This is a genomic window from Streptomyces sp. NRRL F-4489 (assembly GCF_001509485.1).
In the GTDB taxonomy this organism is placed as follows: Bacteria; Actinomycetota; Actinomycetes; order Streptomycetales; family Streptomycetaceae; genus Streptomyces.
The window spans coordinates 1-18,026 of the sequence record NZ_LLZI01000260.1 but is presented as its reverse complement, the minus strand read 5'-3'; the positions used below and the strand labels follow the sequence as shown (position 1 = coordinate 18,026).

The window sequence follows — 18,026 nt, the reverse complement described above, 5'->3', positions numbered from 1 at the left end:
CTCGGGGGCGGTCGCCCGCGGGTCTGCTGGGTCCGTCCGCGTTGACGACATCGCGCCCCCATGCTTAGTTATGTTCGTTTGTGTTGGAGTTTTTTCGGTTGCGCGGTGAGGAGCCCCGGTGAAGAAGACGACGACCCGGCTCGCGGACGGCCGGGAGCTGATCTACTACGACGCGTCCGACGCCGCCGTCCGCGCCACCCTCGACCCGCGCCCCCTCGACCCGGTCACCACCGCCGCCGAGCTGCGCCGCGACCGCCTCCTCGGCGACACCGTCGCCATCGCCTCGCACCGCCAGGGCCGTACGTACCACCCGCCGGCCGACGCCTGCCCGCTGTGCCCCTCCGGCCCCGGCCGGCACACCGAGATCCCCGCCGCGAGCTACGACGTCGCCGTCTTCGAGAACCGCTTCCCCTCCCTGGCCGGCGACCACGGCCGCTGCGAGGTGGTCTGCTTCACCCCCGACCACGACGCCTCGTTCGCCGACCTCACCGAGGAGCAGGCCGCACTCGTCCTCGACGCCTGGACCGACCGCACCGCCGAACTCTCCCAACTCCCGGGCGTGGCCCAGGTGTTCTGCTTCGAGAACCGCGGCGCCGAGATCGGCGTCACCCTCGCCCACCCGCACGGCCAGATCTACGCGTACCCCTTCACCACCCCGCGCACCGAGCGGATGCTCGCCTCCGCCGCCGCCCACCACGCCGCCACCGGCCGCAACCTCTTCGACGACGTCCTCGCCGACGAGCGCGCCGACGGCCGCCGGATCGTCCTCGACGGCGAGCACTGGCTGGCGTTCGTCCCGTACGCCGCCCACTGGCCCTACGAGGTGCACCTCTACCCCAAGCGCCGGGTCCCCGACCTGCTCGCGCTGGACGAGGCGGCGCGCACAGAGTTCCCACAGATCTATCTGGAACTCTTGCGGCGGTTCGACCGGATCTTCGGCCCGGACGCGCCCCCGACGCCGTACATCTCCGCCTGGCACCAGGCGCCGGTACGCGCCGCGGACCGCGACCGGTTCGCGCTCCACCTTGAGCTTTTCACCATCCGCAGGACTTCCGGCAAGCTGAAGTTCCTGGCGGGTTCGGAGTCCGGCATGAACGTGTTCATCAACGACGTGCCGCCGGAGGCCGCGGCCGGACGACTGCGAGAGGTTGCGAGCGACTGATGGGGAAATACCTGGTCACGGGCGGTGCGGGATACGTCGGCAGCGTCGTCGCCCAGCATCTGCTGGAGGCGGGCCACGAGGTCGCCGTCCTCGACAACCTCTCGACGGGCTTCCGCGCCGGGGTCCCGGCCGGCGCCGCGTTCCTCGAGGGCGATATCCGCGACGCGGCGAAGTGGCTGGACGGCTCGTACGACGCGGTGCTGCACTTCGCCGCGTTCTCGCAGGTCGGCGAGTCCGTCGCCAAGCCGGAGAAGTACTGGGAGAACAACGTCGGCGGCACGATGGCGCTGCTGGCCGCGATGCGCGCGGCGGACGTCCGCACGCTGGTCTTCTCCTCCACCGCGGCCACGTACGGCGAGCCGGCGCACACCCCGATCACCGAGACCGATCCGACGGCCCCGACCTCGCCCTACGGCGCGACCAAGCTCGCCGTGGACCACATGATCGGGGGCGAGGCAGCGGCCCACGGCCTGGCCGCGGTCTCGCTGCGCTACTTCAACGTCGCGGGCGCGTACGGGAGTTGCGGCGAACGGCACGATCCCGAGTCGCACCTCATCCCGCTCGTCCTCCAGGTCGCCCAGGGCAAGCGGGAGGCGATCTCCGTCTACGGGGACGACTACCCGACCCCGGACGGCACCTGCGTCCGCGACTACATCCACGTCGCCGACCTCGCCGAGGCCCACCTCCTGGCGCTGGACGCGGCCACGCCCGGCGAACACCTCATCTGCAACCTCGGCAACGGCAGCGGCTTCTCCGTCCGCGAGGTCATCGAGACCGCCCGCGCCGTCACCGGCCACCCCATCCCCGAGGTGACGGCCCCCCGCCGCCCCGGCGACCCCGCCGTCCTGGTCGCCTCCGCCCGCACCGCCCGTACCCGCCTCGGCTGGGACCCGCGCCGCCCGGACCTCAGGACGATCGTGGCGGACGCGTGGAATTTCGCCCAGGCCGGCGCTTCCGGTGCTTCCGGCGATTGAGCACGCGCGTACGGGGCGGCGACCGAAAATCCAGCGGCGGCCCGAAAATCCAGCCCGTCCGGCGCTTGAGGACGAGGCCCGGGACGGCGCCCGAAAATCCAGCCCGTCCGGCGTTTGAGGACCGGGGTCCGGGGCGGAGCCCCGAGAGACGGCGCGCGCCGCGCAGACGAACGCCCGCGACACGACAAGGAGCCCGCGTGACCGACACGGCACCCGCCGCCGACCCCGCCCGCGCCGCGGCCACGTTCCGCGCGCTCTACCGGGCGGAGCCCACCGGCCTCTGGGCCGCCCCCGGCCGCGTCAACCTCATCGGTGAACACACCGACTACAACGACGGCTTCGTGATGCCCCTGGCCCTCCCGCACACCACCCTGGCCGCCGCCGCCCCCCGCACCGACGGCGTACTGCGGCTGCACTCCGCCGGCGCCCCCGGCGGCATCGTGGAGATCCGCCCCGAGGACCTCCGCCCCGGCCACCCCGGCGCCGACTGGACCGCGTACCCGGCCGGCGTCCTCTGGGCGATGCGGGAGGCCGGCCTCCCGGTGGGCGGCGCCGACCTGCACTACACCAGCACCGTCCCGCTCGGCGCCGGCCTGTCCTCCTCCGCCGCCCTGGAGATCGCCACCGCCGTCGCCCTCGACGCGCTGCACGGCCTCGGGCTCTCCCGCCCGGACCTGGCCCGCCTCGCGCAGCGCGCCGAGAACGCCTACGCCGGCGTGCCCTGCGGGATCATGGACCAGACCGCCGCCGCCTGCTGCACCGCCGGGCACGCCCTCTTCCTCGACACCCGCGACCTGACGCAGCGTCAAGTCCCGTTCGACGCGGCCGCGCACGGGCTGCGGCTGCTCGTCGTCGACACCCGCGTCCGCCACCGGCTCGGCGACGGCGCGTACGCCCGGCGGCGCGCCGGTTGCGAAGGCGCCGCGCGGGCGCTCGGCGTACGCGCCCTGCGCGATATCCCGTACGCGCATCTGCCCGAAGCCCTCGCCGACCTGGCGTCCCTCACGGACGGGGCTGCCCTGGTGCCCCTCGTCCGCCACGTCGTCACCGAGAACCACCGCGTCGAGCAGGCCGTCGCCCACCTCGACGCCGGCCGCCCGCACGCCCTCGGCCCGCTGCTCACCGCCTCCCACGCCTCGCTCCGCGACGACTTCGCGGTCTCCTGCCCCGAACTCGACCTCGCCGCCGCCACCGCCATCGCGGCGGGCGCGCTCGGCGCCCGGATGACCGGCGGCGGCTTCGGCGGCTCCGCCCTCGTCCTCGTCGAGGAGGCCGCCGCCGCGACCGTCACCAAGGCGGTGGACACCGCGTTCGCCACCGCCGGGTATACCGCGCCGCGGATCTTCCCCGCCGTCCCCGGCGCCGGCGCCCGCCGCCTCGACCCGTAGCGGGCGCCCGTACGCCCCGACGCGCCCCCGGGCCCCCGCCACTTTCGTCAATCACCTTCCGCCGCCGCACCCCGTCCGTACGCTGGCAGCAGCGCCGGTGGGGGCCGGCGCCGAGCAGGGGGCGGGCCCGGCCGGGCGCCGTGCCCGGGGCGGGGGCCGGCGGTCCGCGGCGCCGGCCGCGCGGCTGAGGCGATCTTCAAACCGGGCGCCGTGCCCGCTAAGGTCCGTTCACCGAGACAGGGGGTCTTGCGTGCAACGCATCCGGGTTCTGGTGGTCGACGACCACCGCATCTTCGCCGAGTCCCTGGCGGCCGCACTGGCCGCGGAAGCGGACGTGGACGTCACCGCGGCCGGCAGCGCCCCGGCGGCCCTGCGCACCCTGGACCGGGCCGCGGCCGACGGCCGGCGCTTCGACGTCCTCCTCGCCGACGCCGACCTCGCCGCGCCGCTGCTCGCGGTGCCCGCCCAGGGACCGGCCCGCGACGGCACCCCCCGCGACAGCCCGCCGCGCGGCGGCCCGCCGGACGGTATCGCGCTGGTCGCCGTCCTGCGCGGCAGCCACCCGTACCTGCGGACGGTGGTCCTCGCCGACCGCGACGACCCGCGCCGGGCCGCCGCCGCCCTCCAGGCCGGCGCGTCCGGCTGGGTCGCCAAGGACTCCTCGCTCTCCCGGCTGCTGGCCGTCATCCGCGGCGTCCTGCGCGACGAGACCCATCTCCCGCCCGCGCTGCTCACCGGCGTGCTGCGGGAGCTGACCGCGGCCCGCCGGCACCGCACCGAGAGCGAACGGCTGGTGGAGTCGCTGACCCCGCGCGAACGGGAGGTGCTGCGCTGCATGGTCGCGGGCCTGGGCCGCAAGGCGGTCGCCGAACGCCTCTTCCTCTCCCCGCACACCGTCCGCACCCATATGCAGAACGTGCTGGGCAAGCTCGGCGTGCACTCCACGCTGGCCGCGGTCGCCCTGGCCCGCCGGGCCGGCGTCGGCCCCGCCGACCTCGAACCGGCCACGGCCGGAGTGAGTGACTAACCGGGCACGTTGTCAAACGGCCCGGTCAATTTACGCAGCAGACCGGCCAATTCCTGACGCTGCTGCCGGGACAGCTCGGCCAGGATCGCGCGCTCCTGCGTGAGCAGGCCGGCCAGCGACTCATCGGCCTTGTCGCGGCCCTTGGCCGTCAGCCGGACCAGCACACCGCGCCGGTCGCTGGGGTCGGGCAGCCGCTCCACCAGCTCCTTCTTCGCGAGCCGGTCGATGCGGTTGGTCATCGTGCCGGAGGTGACCAGCGTCTGGGTCAGGAGCGCGCCGGGGGAGAGCTGATACGGCGCGCCGGCCCGCCGCAGGGCGGTCAGCACGTCGAACTCCCAGGGCTCCAGCCCCACCTCGGAGAACGCGAGGCGGCGGGCCCGGTCCAGGTGTCTGGCCAGCCTGGAGACGCGGCTGAGGACCTCAAGCGGCTCCACGTCGAGGTCCGGGCGCTCCCGGCGCCATGCTGCGACCAGTCGGTCGACCTCGTCCTCCATGACGATCAGTGTAAAGGGTCTGTCGACATAAAGTCTCTTGCGATAAAGAATCTTGAAGCAAAGAATCTCGCTGTCGAGATATACTTTACCGATCCGCTGGGCATCGTCGGCGCGAGCCCGGTTTCCCCTCGGAGATGGCCGGAACTCGACCGCACACCCTCCGGAATCCGCCGGAAACACGCCACAACTGAACCCGAGCCCGCCCTGCGCCAGCCAAAGGGGTTATCGACCATGCACGATGCGCCCACCTGGGACCCGCAGCAGTACCTCCACCACTCCGGCCACCGCACCCGCCCCTTCCACGACCTGCTCGCCCGCATACCGGACCTGCCCCCCACGGACCGCCCCGCCCGCATCGCCGACCTCGGCTGCGGCCCCGGCAACGTCACCGCCCAGCTCGCCGACCGCTGGCCGGACGCCCACATCACCGGCTACGACAACTCGCCCGAGATGCTCAAGGAGGCCGAGAGCCACGCCGGCCCCACCCCCGGCGGCGGCCACCTCGACTTCGCCCCCGCCGACGCGGCCGACTGGGCCCCGGCCGAACCCCACGAACTGATCGTCTCCAACGCGGCCCTGCAATGGGTTCCCAACCACCCGGAGTCCTTCCCGCGCTGGATCGACGCCCTCACGCCCGGCGGCACCCTCGCCTTCCAGGTCCCCGGCAACTTCACCTCCCCCAGCCACGCCCTCCTCGGCGAACTCTGCGACTCCCCCCAGTGGCGCGACCGCCTCGACACCCACGGCCGCCGCTTCGTCCACATCCTCGATCCCGCCGACTACCTCCAGCGCCTCACCGACCTCGGCTGCCGCACCGATGTCTGGGAGACCACCTACGTCCAGCTGCTCCAGGGCGACGACCCGGTCCTCGACTGGGTCAAGGGGACGGCCCTGCGGCCCGTTCTCACCGCCCTCGAGGACGACCCCGAGGCCCGCGACGCGTTCCTCGCCCAGTACCGCGACGAGTTGCGGCGCGCGTATCCGACGGGGCGGCACGGGACGGTGTTCCCGTTCCGGCGGATCTTCGTGGTCGCGCACAAGCGGTAGGGGAGTGTTTGTTTTGGGTGTCTGGCGTGCCCTTCGGCACGCCAGACACCCGCCCTCCCCTCAAGGGCACGAGACCACGCAACCGGCCGCGAGGCCGAGGCGGCTGTCCTGGGACCACCGGGGTGCACACGGCGACGGCGCGGGCCGGAGGGGATGTCCCGGGGTGCGCCCGCAGATCTGGAGCGAACCGCGGGGCATTCCTCATCCCACGCACCAGATGCGCCCGCACCGAGGACCTACCCCGGGACAGCCCCTCCGGCCCCCACCAACGGCGGAACGCCGAGGCCACCGCAACCCCGCACGGCGCGGCAGACAACAACGTGGGGGCGGCCACAAAACTCAGCTCTTGCGGTGACCTATCAGCCTCGGCTTGGGCTCAAGATTGCCCAGCCCATGCCAGGCGAGATTCACGAGGTGCGCCGCCACCTCGGCCTTCTTCGGCTTGCGGGTGTCGACCCACCACTGCCCCGTCAGGGCCACCATGCCGACCAGCGCCTGCGCGTACAGCGGCGCCAGCTTCGGGTCGAAGCCGCGGGCCTTGAACTCCAGGCCGAGGATGTCCTCGACCTGAGTGGCGATATCGCTGATCAGCGACGCGAACGTACCCGTCGACTGCGCCACCGGCGAATCCCGCACCAGGATGCGGAACCCGTCGGTGAACGTCTCGATGTAGTCGAGCAGCGCGAACGCCGCCTGCTCCAGCAGCTCCCGCGGATGCCCGGCGGTCAGCGCGCCGGTGACCATGTCCAGCAGCTGCCGCATCTCGCGGTCCACGACCACCGCGTACAGCCCTTCCTTGCCGCCGAAGTGCTCGTAGACCACCGGCTTGGAGACCCCGGCCTTCGCCGCGATCTCCTCCACCGACGTGCCTTCGTAGCCCCGTTCGGCGAACAGCGTGCGGCCGATGTCGAGCAGCTGCTCACGGCGCTCCGCGCCGGTCATCCGCACCCGGCGGGCCCGCCGGCCACCCGGGGCCGGGGCCGGGGCGGCCGCGGAACCGGAGGACCCGGCCGACCGGGCGGACCCGGCAGGCCGGGACGTCTTTCTCCGGCTGCCGTCGTTCGTACTGCTGCTGTCGATCGCCACCCGTCAATCATGCCCCCAGCGAGGCGTTCTCCTCCCGCCGGGCGCCGCCCTGGCGCCGGGCGTCGATCCGGGCCGCGCTCGGCCACCGCACGTCGTACGCCCACCCGGCCCGTTCGAACCAGCGGATCAGCCGGGCGCTGGAGTCCAGCTGGCCCTTCATCACCCCGTGCCGGGCGCACGTCGGGTCGGCGTGGTGGAGGTTGTGCCAGGACTCACCGCACGACAGGACGGCCAGCCACCACACGTTCCCGGAGCGGTCCCGGGACTTGAACGGCCGCTTGCCGACCGCGTGGCAGATCGAGTTGATCGACCACGTGACGTGGTGCAGCAGCGCCACCCGGACGAGCGAACCCCAGAAGAACGCGGTCACCGCACCCTGCCAGGACCACGTCGCCACCCCGCCCACCAGCGGCGGGATCAGCAGCGAGACCACCGTCCACAGCACGAACTGGCGCGAGACCCGGCGGATCGCCGGGTCCTTGATCAGGTCGGGGGCGTACTTGTGCTGCGGCGTCTGCTCCTCGTCGAACATCCAGCCGATGTGCGCCCACCACAGGCCCTTCAGCAGCGCCGGGACCGTCTCGCCGTACCGCCACGGCGAATGCGGGTCGCCCTCCGCGTCGGAGAACTTGTGGTGCCGGCGGTGGTCCGCCACCCAGCGGACCAGCGGGCCCTCCACCGCCAGCGACCCCATGATCGCCAGCGCGACGCGCAGCGGGCGCTTCGCCTTGAACGCCCCGTGCGTGAAGTAGCGGTGGAAGCCGATCGTGATGCCGTGGCAGCCGATGAAATACATCGCCACCAGCAGCCCCAGATCCAGCCAGCTCACGCCCCAGCCCCAGGCCAGCGGCACCGCGGCGAGCAAGGCCAGGAACGGCACGGTGATGAACAACAGCAGGGTGATCTGTTCCAGCGATCTGCGCTGCTCACCGCCCAGCGTCGCGGACGGCAGAGCGGATGCGGCAGCGGAACCGGCGGACGCGTCGAGCGGCATCGGTGACTCTTCCACGGCGTTCGGACCAGCGGTCATATGGTGTCCCTCGTCGGGGGCTCGGGGGCACGGCTACGGCCCTACGGGACCGTAACCTACGGTCTCGTAAGTATGGCAGCGACACCGCCGCGGGCAAGGGCGTGACAGGCTCCGGCACCCGCCCGCCGCACCGGATCCCACCTTGCGGACGGTGTGATCCCCGCCCGGCCGGGACACCTATCCTGGGGACGTCGGACAGCGCGGTCCGCCACCCGCCCAGACGTGCTCAATGACTGCACCATCCCTGCAAGGAGCCGCACCTGTGAGCAGTGCCGACAACACCCCCGCCGAGACCGTGTCCACCGGAAACCCCGGCCGCACCGGCGGCAACGGTGCGCTGCGCGCCGACATCCGGCGGCTCGGCGACCTCCTCGGCGAAACCCTCGTCCGGCAGGAGGGCCAGGACCTCCTCGACCTCGTCGAACGCGTCCGCGCCCTGACCCGCACCGACGGCGAGGCCGCCGCCCGGCTCCTCGGCGAAACCGACCTCGCCACCGCCGCCCGGCTCGTCCGCGCCTTCTCCACCTACTTCCACCTCGCCAACGTCACCGAGCAGGTCCACCGCGGCCGCGAACTGCGCGCCCGCCGCGCCGCGGAAGGCGGCATCCTCGCCCGCACCGCCGACATGCTCAAGGACGCCGACCCCCAGCACCTGCGGGAGACCGCCCGCAACCTCGGCGTCCGCCCCGTCTTCACGGCCCACCCCACCGAGGCCGCCCGCCGCTCCGTGCTCACCAAGCTCCGCAAGGTCGCCGAGCTGCTGGACCGCACCGACCCCACCGAGCGCCGCCGCGCCGACCTCCGCCTCGCCGAGAACATCGACCTCATCTGGCAGACCGACGAACTCCGCGTCGCCCGCCCCGAGCCCACCGACGAGGCCCGCAACGCCATCTACTACCTCGACGAACTGAACCGCGGCGCGGTCGGCGACGTCCTGGAGGACCTGGCCACCGAACTCGAACGCGCCGGCACCCCCCTGCCCCCCGGCACCCGCCCGCTCACCTTCGGCACCTGGATCGGCGGCGACCGCGACGGCAACCCCAACGTCACCCCCCAGGTCACCTGGGACGTCCTGATCCTCCAGCACGAGCACGGCATCACCGACGCCCTGGAGCACATCGACGAACTCCGCGGCGCCCTCTCCAACTCCATCCGCAACTGCGGCGCCACCGAGGAACTCCTCACCTCCCTCCAGCACGACCTCGACCTGCTCCCCGAGATCAGCCCCCGCTACAAGCGCCTCAACGCCGAAGAGCCCTACCGCCTCAAGGCCACCTGCATCCGCCAGAAGCTCCTCAACACCCGCGAGCGCCTGGCCGCCGACACCCCCCACGTCCCCGGCCGCGACTACCTCGGCACCGCCGAACTCCTCGACGACCTCGGCCTCATCCAGCGCTCACTGCGCGAACACCGCGGCGGCCTGATCGCCGACGGCCGCCTCGAACGCACCCTGCGCACCCTCGCCGCGTTCGGCCTCCAGCTCGCCACCATGGACGTCCGCGAGCACGCCGACGCCCACCACCACGCCCTCGGCCAGCTCTTCGACCGCCTCGGCGAGGAATCCTGGCGCTACGCGGACATGCCCCGCGACTACCGCCGCAAGCTGCTGGCCAAGGAACTCCGCTCGCGCCGCCCCCTCGCGCCCACCCCGGCGCCACTCGACGAGGCCGGCGCCAAGACCCTGGGCGTCTTCCGGACCATCCTCAAGGCCAAGGAAACGTTCGGCCCCGAGGTCATCGAGTCGTACATCATCTCCATGTGCCAGGGCTCCGACGACGTCTTCGCCGCCGCCGTCCTCGCCCGCGAAGCCGGCCTGATCGACCTGCACGCCGGCTGGGCCAAGATCGGCATCGTCCCCCTCCTGGAGACCACCGACGAGCTGAAGATCGCCGACCAGCTCCTCGACGACATGCTCGCCGACCCCTCCTACCGCCGCCTCGTCGCCCTCCGCGGCGACGTCCAGGAGGTCATGCTCGGCTACTCCGACTCCTCCAAGTTCGGCGGCATCACCACCAGCCAGTGGGAGATCCACCGCGCCCAGCGGCTGCTGCGCGACGTCGCCCACCGCCACGGCGTCCGCCTCCGCCTCTTCCACGGCCGCGGCGGCACCGTCGGCCGCGGCGGCGGCCCCTCCCACGACGCCATCCTCGCCCAGCCCTACGGCACCCTCGAAGGCGAGATCAAGGTCACCGAGCAGGGCGAGGTCATCTCCGACAAGTACCTCGTCCCGTCCCTGGCCCGGGAAAACCTCGAACTCACCGTCGCCGCCACCCTCCAGGCATCCGCGCTGCACACCGCGCCCCGCCAGTCCGACGAGGCCCTGGCCCGCTGGGACGCCGCCATGGAGACCGTCTCCGACGCCGCCCACCGCGCGTACCGCCGCCTGGTCGAGGACCCCGACCTGCCCGCGTACTTCTTCGCCTCCACCCCCGTCGACCAGCTCGCCGACCTCCACCTCGGCTCCCGGCCCTCCCGCCGCCCCGACTCCGGCGCCGGCCTCGACGGCCTCCGCGCCATCCCCTGGGTCTTCGGCTGGACCCAGTCCCGGCAGATCGTCCCCGGATGGTTCGGCGTCGGCACCGGCCTCAAGGCCGCCCGCGACGCCGGCCTCGGCACCGTCCTGGACGAAATGCACGAGCACTGGCACTTCTTCCGCAACTTCCTCTCCAACGTCGAGATGACGCTGGCCAAGACCGACCTGCGGATCGCCCAGCACTACGTCGACACCCTCGTCCCCGACGAGCTGAAGCACATCTTCGACATCATCAAGGCCGAGCACGCGCTCACCGTCGCCGAAGTCCTCCAGATCACCGGCGAGGCCGAACTCCTCGACTCCAACCCCGTCCTCAAGCAGACCTTCCACGTCCGCGACGCCTACCTCGACCCGATCTCCTACCTCCAGGTCACCCTCCTCAAGCGCCAGCGCGACGCCGCGGCCGCCGGCCAGGAACCCGACCCCCTCCTGTCCCGCGCCCTCCTCCTCACCGTCAACGGCGTCGCCGCCGGCCTCCGCAACACCGGCTGACCCAGGGGCGCACGTACGAAAACGGCGGGCCCCGCCCGAACACCTCCGGACGGGCCCGCCGTTCACGCCACCGGCGCGCGCCTCACGTGTTGTACGTCGACTGCGCCCGCTCCAGACCGTCGACCAGCAGCGTCTCCACCGCGTCCGCCGCCCGGTCCACGAAGTAGTCCAGCTCCCGGCGCTCCGCCGACGAGAAATCCCTCAGCACGAAATCCGCCACCGGCATCCGCCCCGGCGGCCGCCCGATCCCGAACCGCACCCGGTGGTACTCCGCACCCAGCGACTTCGTGATCGACTTCAGACCGTTGTGCCCGTTGTCCCCGCCGCCCAGCTTCAGCCGCAGCGCGCCGTAATCGATGTCCAGCTCGTCATGGACCACCACGATCCGCTCCACCGGCACCTTGTAGAAATCCCGCAGCGCCGTCACCGGACCACCCGAGAGATTCATGAACGACGACGGCTTGGCCACCACCACCCGGCGGCTCGACGGACCCGGCGCACCGACCCGCCCCTCCACCACCTGGGCCCGCGCCTTGTGCGCCTTGAAACGGCCGCCCATCCGCCCCGCCAGCAGATCCGCCACCAGGAAACCCACGTTGTGGCGGTTGCCCGCGTACTCCGGGCCCGGATTGCCCAGCCCCACGATGAGCCAGGGGCTCGCCGCATCCGTCATGTCCACGTCTCCTCAAAACGACCCAACCGCCGCCCCGGCGCCGCCCGGCGCCGCGACAGCGGTTGGGAAGAAACTACCGCGAGAAGGCTCAGCCCTCCTCGCCCTCACCCTCGGACTCGGCCGGAGCCTCGGCCTGCGCGGCCACGACCTGCAGAACCGGGGTGTCCTCCTCGACCGCCAGCGACGTACCGGCCGGCAGCGCGATGTCCTTCGCCAGCACCGTGTGACCGGCGTCCAGACCCGCGATCGACACCGTCACCGACTCCGGGATGTGGGTCGCCTCGGCCTCGACCGGCAGGGTGTCCAGCAGGTGCTCGAGGAGGTTGCCGCCCGGGGCCAGGTCGCCCTCGGTGTGGATCGGGATCTCGACGGAGACCTTCTCGCCCTTCTTCACGGCCAGGAAGTCCACGTGCACCAGGAAGCGGCGGATCGCCTCACGCTGGACGGCCTTCGGGATGACCAGCTCGTTGCCGCCCTCGCCCTCCAGGCGGATCAGCGCGTTCGGGGTCTTCAGCGCCATCATCAGCGCGTGGCTGTCGACCGCCACGTGCTTCGGCTCCGCGCCGTGACCGTAAATGACCGCCGGAACCTTCGCCTCACGGCGCAGACGGCGGGCGGCGCCCTTGCCGAAGTCGTTCCGGGCCTCAGCGGTCAGCTTGATCTCAGCCATCTCGCACTCCTCGTAATCTGACGAACTCTGCGGAACGTCACCCGGCCCACGACAGACCTGCTACGAAGAGCGCGTCGATAACGGACCGCCGCACCACATGAGTACGGCCTCCCTCGCCGAGCAACTCGCAGAGTCTACCCGGCCGGGAGGCCGCCCCGAAAATCGATCTAGCGACTGCTAGCTCACAGCTCGGCTCACTGCTCGTCGAACAGGCTCGTCACCGAACCGTCCTCGAACACCTCACGCAGCGCCCGCGCGATCGTCGGCGCCATCGACAGCACCGTGATCTTGTCCAGCTCCAGCTCCGAAGGCGTCGGCAGCGTATTCGTGAACACGAACTCGCTCACCTTCGAATTCTTCAGCCGGTCCGCCGCCGGACCCGACAGCACACCGTGCGTCGCCGTCACGATCACATCCGCCGCGCCATTGGCGAACAGCGCCTCCGCCGCCGCGCAGATCGTGCCACCGGTGTCGATCATGTCGTCGACCAGGACACACACCCGGCCCTTCACATCACCGACCACCTCGTGGACCGTGACCTGATTCGCCACGTCCTTGTCCCGGCGCTTGTGCACGATCGCCAGCGGCGCACCCAGCCGGTCGCACCACCGGTCCGCCACCCGCACCCGGCCCGCGTCCGGCGAGACCACCGTCAGCTTGTCCCGGTCCACCTTCGCGCCCACGTAATCCGCCAGCACCGGCAGCGCGAACAGATGGTCCACCGGGCCGTCGAAGAAGCCCATGATCTGATCCGTGTGCAGATCCACCGTGACGATGCGGTCCGCGCCCGCCGTCTTCATCAGATCCGCGATCAGCCGGGCCGAAATCGGCTCCCGGCCGCGGTGCTTCTTGTCCTGCCGCGCATAGCCGTAGAACGGCACGACCACGGTGATGCTCCGGGCCGAAGCCCGCTTCAGCGCATCGATCATGATCAGCTGTTCCATGATCCACTTATTGATCGGAGCCGTGTGGCTCTGGATCAGGAAGCAGTCCGCGCCGCGCGCCGACTCCTGATAGCGAACGTAGATCTCGCCGTTCGCGAAGTCGAAAGCCTTCGTCGGGACCAGGCCCACACCCAGCTGGTGCGCGACCTCCTCGGCAAGCTCGGGGTGGGCGCGGCCGGAGAAGAGCATCAGCTTCTTCTCGCCGGTCGTCTTGATCCCGGTCACAGCAAATCTCCTTGCATCACAGTTTGCGTGCGCTCATCACGGTACGCCCCGCACGGCGTACCCGTCGTCGGCACAATCACCGCTCGCCACCGGAATCCCGGCCGGCACCCTGGCCCGGCTCCGACTCCTGGCGAGCGGCCGAAGCGGCCTGCGCGGCGGCACTTCCGGGCCGCTTGCGCGCGACCCAGCCCTCGATGTTCCGCTGCTGGCCGCGCGCGACCGCCAGCGAACCCGGGGGCACATCCTTGGTGATGACCGAACCCGCCGCGGTGTACGCGCCGTCCCCGATCGTGACGGGCGCCACGAACATGTTGTCCGACCCCGTCTTGCAGTGCGACCCGACCGTCGTGTGGTGCTTGGCCTCACCGTCGTAGTTCACGAACACGCTCGCCGCGCCGATGTTGGTGTACTCACCGATCGTCGCGTCGCCCACGTACGACAGGTGCGGGACCTTCGTCCCCTCACCGATCCGCGCGTTCTTCATCTCCACGTACGTGCCGGCCTTCGCCTTGTGGCCCAGCACCGTCCCCGGACGCAGATACGCGTACGGACCCACCGACGCCTGCGGACCGACCTCGGCGCCGTCCGCCACCGTGAACGACACCGACGCCCCGGCCCCGACCTGGGTGTCCGACAGCCGCGAATGCGGACCCACCTCGGCGCCCTCGCCGATGTGCGTCGCCCCCAGCAGCTGCGTACCCGGCAGCACCGTCGCGTCCTGCCCGAACGTCACCGACACATCCACCCACGTCGACGCCGGGTCCACCACCGTCACACCGGCCAGCATCGCCCGCTCCAGCAGCCGGCCGTTCAGCAGCCGCCGCGCCTCGGCGAGCTGCACGCGGTTGTTGATGCCCAGGATCTCCCGGTGGTCCGCGGCCACGGCGGCGCCCACCCGGTGCCCGTCCGCGCGCAGTATCCCCAGGACGTCCGTGAGGTACTCCTCACCCTGGCTGTTGTCCGTCCGCACCTTGCCCAGCGCCTCGGCCAGCAGCCGCGCGTCGAACGCGAACACCCCGGAGTTGATCTCCCGGATCGCGCGCTGGGCGTCGGTGGCGTCCTTGTGCTCGACGATCGCGGTGACCGCGCCGCTGGCCCCGTCGCGCACGATCCGGCCGTAGCCGGTGGCGTCCGGCACCTCGGCCGACAGCACCGTCACGGCGTTGCCGTCCGCCGCGTGCGTACCGCTCAGCTTCCGCAGCGTCTCGCCGGTCAGCAGCGGGGTGTCACCGCAGACCACGACGACCGTGCCGTCGAGCGTGACGCCGTCGCCGGTCAGCTCCTCGAGCGCGGTGCGGACGGCGTGCCCGGTGCCCTTCTGCTCGTGCTGCACGGCGGTGCGGGCGGCGGGGTCGATCGCGGCGAGGTGCTCGCGCACCTGCTCGCGGGCGTGGCCGACGACCACGACGAGATGCTCGGGGTCCAGCTCACGGGCGGCGGCGACGACATGGCCGACGAGGGAGCGGCCGCAGATCGCGTGCAGGACCTTGGGGGTCGTCGACTTCATGCGGGTTCCCTCACCCGCTGCGAGAACGACGACGGCGGCCGGGCGGTTGGCGCTCACGGAATGCCCTTCGGCTTCTTGGCTACTTCGGGTGGTGGTCACCCGAAGGATACCGGGGCGTTTTGCGGGGGAAACGAGCGCGGGTCCCGACCGGATGGTCGGGACCCGTGTGCTTTTGCTCCCGGGGGAGGACTCGAACCCCCATAAGTAGAACCAAAATCTACCGTCTTGCCCTTAGACGACCCGGGATTACTTTTATGTCCGTTTTGATCCTCCGGGATCACGGACGCCCCCTACTATGCCGTACCACCAGCCCTCGATGCGACGGTATAGGTCAGCGCTTTGCCGGACCACAACCACCAGGCAGCCGTTGTACCCCTCGCCGGTGTTCTTGCGGACGGTCTTCGGGTTGTGCTTCTTGATCGTCGTCTTCTGGAGCTCCGCGGTATCGATGCCCACGAGGTCGGCCCAGTAGCGTTCGGCGGCTGCGACATCCGCGGTGGCGTGGGTCATCACCCGGTACGTCAGGTGCTCCGGCTCTACGCCGAGCAGCCTCAGCCAGGCCAGGAAGACCTGGATCATCCCGGGGTCGCTGTTGACAAAGGCGACGCGCTCCCGCCGGGCGTGCGGCTTGTCCTTCGTGCCCTCGGCCCAGTAGAGGCCGACGCCGATGAGGAACAGCTCCCGGTCCGCAAGCGCACCGACCTCCTTAGTCGCCTCCGCTTTCGTTCGCTGCCGTTCCTCCTCCCGCCTCCGGAGGGTGGCTTCCCAGCCGCGACGGGCGATCGCTGAAGCCTCCTCCCGGGTGCGCGTCCGGTCCGGCTTCGGCATGTCCCGGACCCACAGGGAGATCGAGCTCTTGGAACAGCCCAGTTCGAGCTGGATTCGGTCGTAGGTCCAGCCCTGTGCGCGCAATTCGCGGGCTTTCGCCCGGAGGTCATCCTTCGCGTTGGGTCGCTTCGTCCAGTCCGGGGCAGGGACCCCTTCGAGGAGGCGGTTGAGGAGATCGTTGTTGTGGATGTGCAGCCGGTCGCGGATCTGGCGGCGGCTGAGGCCGGCGCGGCGGAGGGTCACGGCCTGGGTGCGTAAGGCTTCGATGTCCGGGCTGGGCCCGTGCGGAGTGGTGTACGTCATGGGAACAGGCTGGCGGGGGCGGGGTGCGTGGTGGGCGGAAATGTGAGCGATTCAGCAGTTCGAGGGATGGGCGCCCGTAGGGGGCGGTAGCGGGGCGGATGCAGAGGGGAGCGGGGCCCGGGGGAGGGGGTGTGGCGCCCGTAGGCTGGGCGGTATGACCGCGACGGGGGCATGGGTGAGTGAGGCTGTGAGAGGCGGGCCGGGCGGCGGTCCGTGGTGGTGGGCGCGGCGGCGCAGCGCCGTACTGGATGTGCTGCTGGCGGTGGTGTCGGCGGCGGAGTGCGGTGCGGAGGGGGTGCCGTTCGCGCACAAGGCGGGGCTGCCGGTGGTGCTGGGGGTGCTGCTGGGGCTGGTGGCCGGGTCGGTGCTGCTGGTGCGGCGGCGGTGGCCGGTCGCGGTGGTGCTGGTGTCGGTCGCGGTGATGCCGGCGGAGATGGGCGCGCTGCTGGGGGTGGTCGGCCTCTACACGCTGGCGGCGTCGGATGTGCCGCGGCGGATCATCGGGCTGCTGGCCGGGATGACGGTGGTCGCCACGGTGGTGACGACGTTCATCGGGATGCGGCAGGACGTGGCGTCGGAGCCGGATTTCAATCCGCCGGGGTGGTTCCTGCCGGTGATGTCGCTGGCGGTGGGGCTGGTGCTGACGGCGCCGCCGGTGCTGTGGGGCCTGTACGTGGGGGCCCGGCGGCGGCTGGTGGAGAGTCTGCGGGAGCGGGCGGACGGGCTGGAGCGGGAGCTGTCGCTGCTGGCGGACCGGGCCGAGGAGCGGGCGGAGTGGGCCCGCAACGAGGAGCGGACGCGGATCGCGCGGGAGATGCATGACGTGGTGGCGCACCGGGTGAGCCTGATGGTGGTGCACGCGGCGGCGTTGCAGGCGGTGGCGCTGAAGGATCCGGAGAAGGCGTCGCGGAACGCCGCGCTGGTGGGGGATATGGGCCGGCAGGCGCTGACGGAGCTGCGGGAGATGCTCGGGGTGCTGCGGACGGCGGACGGGGCGGCGGCGCGCGGCGCGGCGGGTTCGGACGCGCCGGAGCGGCTGGTGGAGGTGGCGTCGCGGCTGTCGCGGACGCCGGTGCGGGGCGCGGCGGAGCCGTCGGGCGCGGCGCCGGGTGACGGGGCGGCGGCGGACCGGGCCGCGGCGGAGCCGGCGGGCGGTGCGGAGCCGGCGGGGGACGGGCCGTGCCTGGCGGAGCTGGGCGCGCTGGTGGAGCAGTCGCGGGCGGCCGGGATGGCGGTGGAGTTCTCGGTGCTGGACGGGGACGGCGACGGCGACGGGGACGGCGGTAGCGGTGTCGGTACTGCGGCCGGTGGCGGTGGGCCCCGGTATGCGGCGCGGGTGGAGCAGACGGTGTACCGGGTGGTGCAGGAGGCACTGACCAACGTGCACAAGCACGCGCCGGGCGCGCGGGCGCGGGTGCGGCTGGCGCACCGGGCCGGCGAGGTGGCGGTGCAGGTGGAGAACGGTCCTTCGGAGCGCGGCGCGACCGACGCCGGGCTGCCGAGCGGCGGGAACGGCCTGGTCGGGATGCGGGAGCGGGTGACCGCGCTGGGCGGGGTGTTCGTCTCCGGGCCGACCGAGGCGGGGGGTTTCCGGGTGTCGGCGGTGGTGCCGGTGGGGGCCATCGGCGGGGCGGGGGCCGAGG

15 protein-coding genes and 1 tRNA gene are annotated in these 18,026 nt (G+C 72.1%); 7 read left to right on the top strand and 9 right to left on the bottom strand.

The features are described from left to right. The first annotated feature begins 118 nt into the window (after nt 1–118). From galT to ADL22_RS27045, 4 genes are all read left to right on the top strand, one after another. Entirely contained in the window at nt 119–1,162 is a 1,044-nt protein-coding gene (gene galT / locus ADL22_RS27060; RefSeq protein WP_066985225.1) for a galactose-1-phosphate uridylyltransferase, read from the top strand. Then, nucleotides 1,159–2,136, top strand: coding sequence for a UDP-glucose 4-epimerase GalE (gene galE, locus ADL22_RS27055; RefSeq protein ID WP_066985222.1), 978 nt, complete (start codon nt 1,159–1,161; stop codon nt 2,134–2,136). The genes galT and galE overlap by 4 nt, the downstream gene beginning before the upstream one ends. A gap of 197 nt (nt 2,137–2,333) precedes the next feature. Further along, nucleotides 2,334–3,524, top strand: a complete 1,191-nt coding sequence (gene galK / locus ADL22_RS27050) for a galactokinase (protein WP_066985219.1) — start codon at nt 2,334–2,336, stop codon at nt 3,522–3,524. A 250-nt stretch (nt 3,525–3,774) separates the two neighbouring features. Then, nucleotides 3,775–4,551: a response regulator transcription factor gene (locus tag ADL22_RS27045; RefSeq protein ID WP_066985216.1), complete on the top strand. Its 777-nt coding sequence runs from the start codon at nt 3,775–3,777 to the stop codon at nt 4,549–4,551. Here the strand turns inward: ADL22_RS27045 and ADL22_RS27040 are convergent. Then, entirely contained in the window at nt 4,548–5,045 is a 498-nt protein-coding gene (locus tag ADL22_RS27040) for a MarR family winged helix-turn-helix transcriptional regulator (RefSeq protein WP_066985213.1), read from the bottom strand. The genes ADL22_RS27045 and ADL22_RS27040 overlap by 4 nt on opposite strands. 231 nt (nt 5,046–5,276) lie before the next feature. Between ADL22_RS27040 and ADL22_RS27035 the strand changes: the two genes are divergently transcribed. Next, nucleotides 5,277–6,092, top strand: a complete 816-nt coding sequence (locus ADL22_RS27035) for a trans-aconitate 2-methyltransferase (RefSeq protein WP_066985210.1) — start codon at nt 5,277–5,279, stop codon at nt 6,090–6,092. Between the two features lie 339 nt (nt 6,093–6,431). Here the strand turns inward: ADL22_RS27035 and ADL22_RS27030 are convergent, their stop codons facing one another. Both ADL22_RS27030 and ADL22_RS27025 read right to left on the bottom strand, forming a co-directional pair. Beyond that, nucleotides 6,432–7,178 (bottom strand): TetR/AcrR family transcriptional regulator, encoded by a 747-nt coding sequence (locus ADL22_RS27030; protein ID WP_066985207.1) that lies wholly within the window; start codon nt 7,176–7,178, stop codon nt 6,432–6,434. 7 nt (nt 7,179–7,185) lie between these two features. After that, entirely contained in the window at nt 7,186–8,208 is a 1,023-nt protein-coding gene (locus ADL22_RS27025; protein ID WP_079064469.1) for an acyl-CoA desaturase, read from the bottom strand. Nucleotides 8,209–8,470: 262 nt separating this feature from the next. On the opposite strand from ADL22_RS27025, the gene ppc reads away from it, so the two are divergent. Beyond that, nucleotides 8,471–11,233, top strand: coding sequence for a phosphoenolpyruvate carboxylase (gene ppc, locus ADL22_RS27020; RefSeq protein ID WP_420711602.1), 2,763 nt, complete (start codon nt 8,471–8,473; stop codon nt 11,231–11,233). 82 nt (nt 11,234–11,315) lie between these two features. On the opposite strand, the gene pth is transcribed toward ppc, so the two are convergent. The 6 genes from pth to ADL22_RS26990 form a co-directional block, all read right to left on the bottom strand. Further along, entirely contained in the window at nt 11,316–11,906 is a 591-nt protein-coding gene (gene pth, locus ADL22_RS27015) for an aminoacyl-tRNA hydrolase (protein ID WP_066985202.1), read from the bottom strand. Between the two features lie 88 nt (nt 11,907–11,994). Next, the gene (locus ADL22_RS27010; protein ID WP_066985199.1) at nt 11,995–12,576 is read right to left on the bottom strand and encodes a 50S ribosomal protein L25/general stress protein Ctc; all 582 of its coding nucleotides are present in this window, start codon (nt 12,574–12,576) and stop codon (nt 11,995–11,997) included. 194 nt (nt 12,577–12,770) lie between these two features. After that, nucleotides 12,771–13,745, bottom strand: a complete 975-nt coding sequence (locus tag ADL22_RS27005) for a ribose-phosphate diphosphokinase (protein WP_066985196.1) — start codon at nt 13,743–13,745, stop codon at nt 12,771–12,773. Nucleotides 13,746–13,821: 76 nt separating this feature from the next. Further along, nucleotides 13,822–15,309: a bifunctional UDP-N-acetylglucosamine diphosphorylase/glucosamine-1-phosphate N-acetyltransferase GlmU gene (glmU, locus tag ADL22_RS27000; RefSeq protein WP_079064468.1), complete on the bottom strand. Its 1,488-nt coding sequence runs from the start codon at nt 15,307–15,309 to the stop codon at nt 13,822–13,824. A 118-nt stretch (nt 15,310–15,427) separates the two neighbouring features. Then, nucleotides 15,428–15,498, bottom strand: a tRNA-Gln gene (locus ADL22_RS26995). Nucleotides 15,499–15,504: 6 nt separating this feature from the next. Then, nucleotides 15,505–16,383 carry a hypothetical protein gene (locus tag ADL22_RS26990; RefSeq protein WP_066985190.1) on the bottom strand — a complete coding sequence of 293 codons (879 nt, stop codon included), beginning with the start codon at nt 16,381–16,383 and terminating at the stop codon, nt 15,505–15,507. A gap of 154 nt (nt 16,384–16,537) precedes the next feature. On the opposite strand from ADL22_RS26990, the gene ADL22_RS26985 reads away from it, so the two are divergent. Next, nucleotides 16,538–18,026 (top strand): sensor histidine kinase (locus ADL22_RS26985; protein ID WP_107116408.1); only part of this gene is annotated, 1,489 nt, incomplete at its 3' end.

Bases quoted from the DNA above. Each gene is read 5' to 3' on its own strand.
- ADL22_RS27040 (WP_066985213.1), bottom strand. From the start codon at position 5,045: ATGGAGGACGAGGTCGACCGACTGGTCGCAGCATGGCGCCGGGAGCGC.
- ADL22_RS27035 (WP_066985210.1), top strand. From the start codon at position 5,277: ATGCACGATGCGCCCACCTGGGACCCGCAGCAGTACCTCCACCACTCC.
- ADL22_RS27025 (WP_079064469.1), bottom strand. From the start codon at position 8,208: ATGACCGCTGGTCCGAACGCCGTGGAAGAGTCACCGATGCCGCTCGAC.
- pth (WP_066985202.1), bottom strand. From the start codon at position 11,906: ATGACGGATGCGGCGAGCCCCTGGCTCATCGTGGGGCTGGGCAATCCG.
- ADL22_RS27010 (WP_066985199.1), bottom strand. From the start codon at position 12,576: ATGGCTGAGATCAAGCTGACCGCTGAGGCCCGGAACGACTTCGGCAAG.
- ADL22_RS26990 (WP_066985190.1), bottom strand. From the start codon at position 16,383: ATGACGTACACCACTCCGCACGGGCCCAGCCCGGACATCGAAGCCTTA.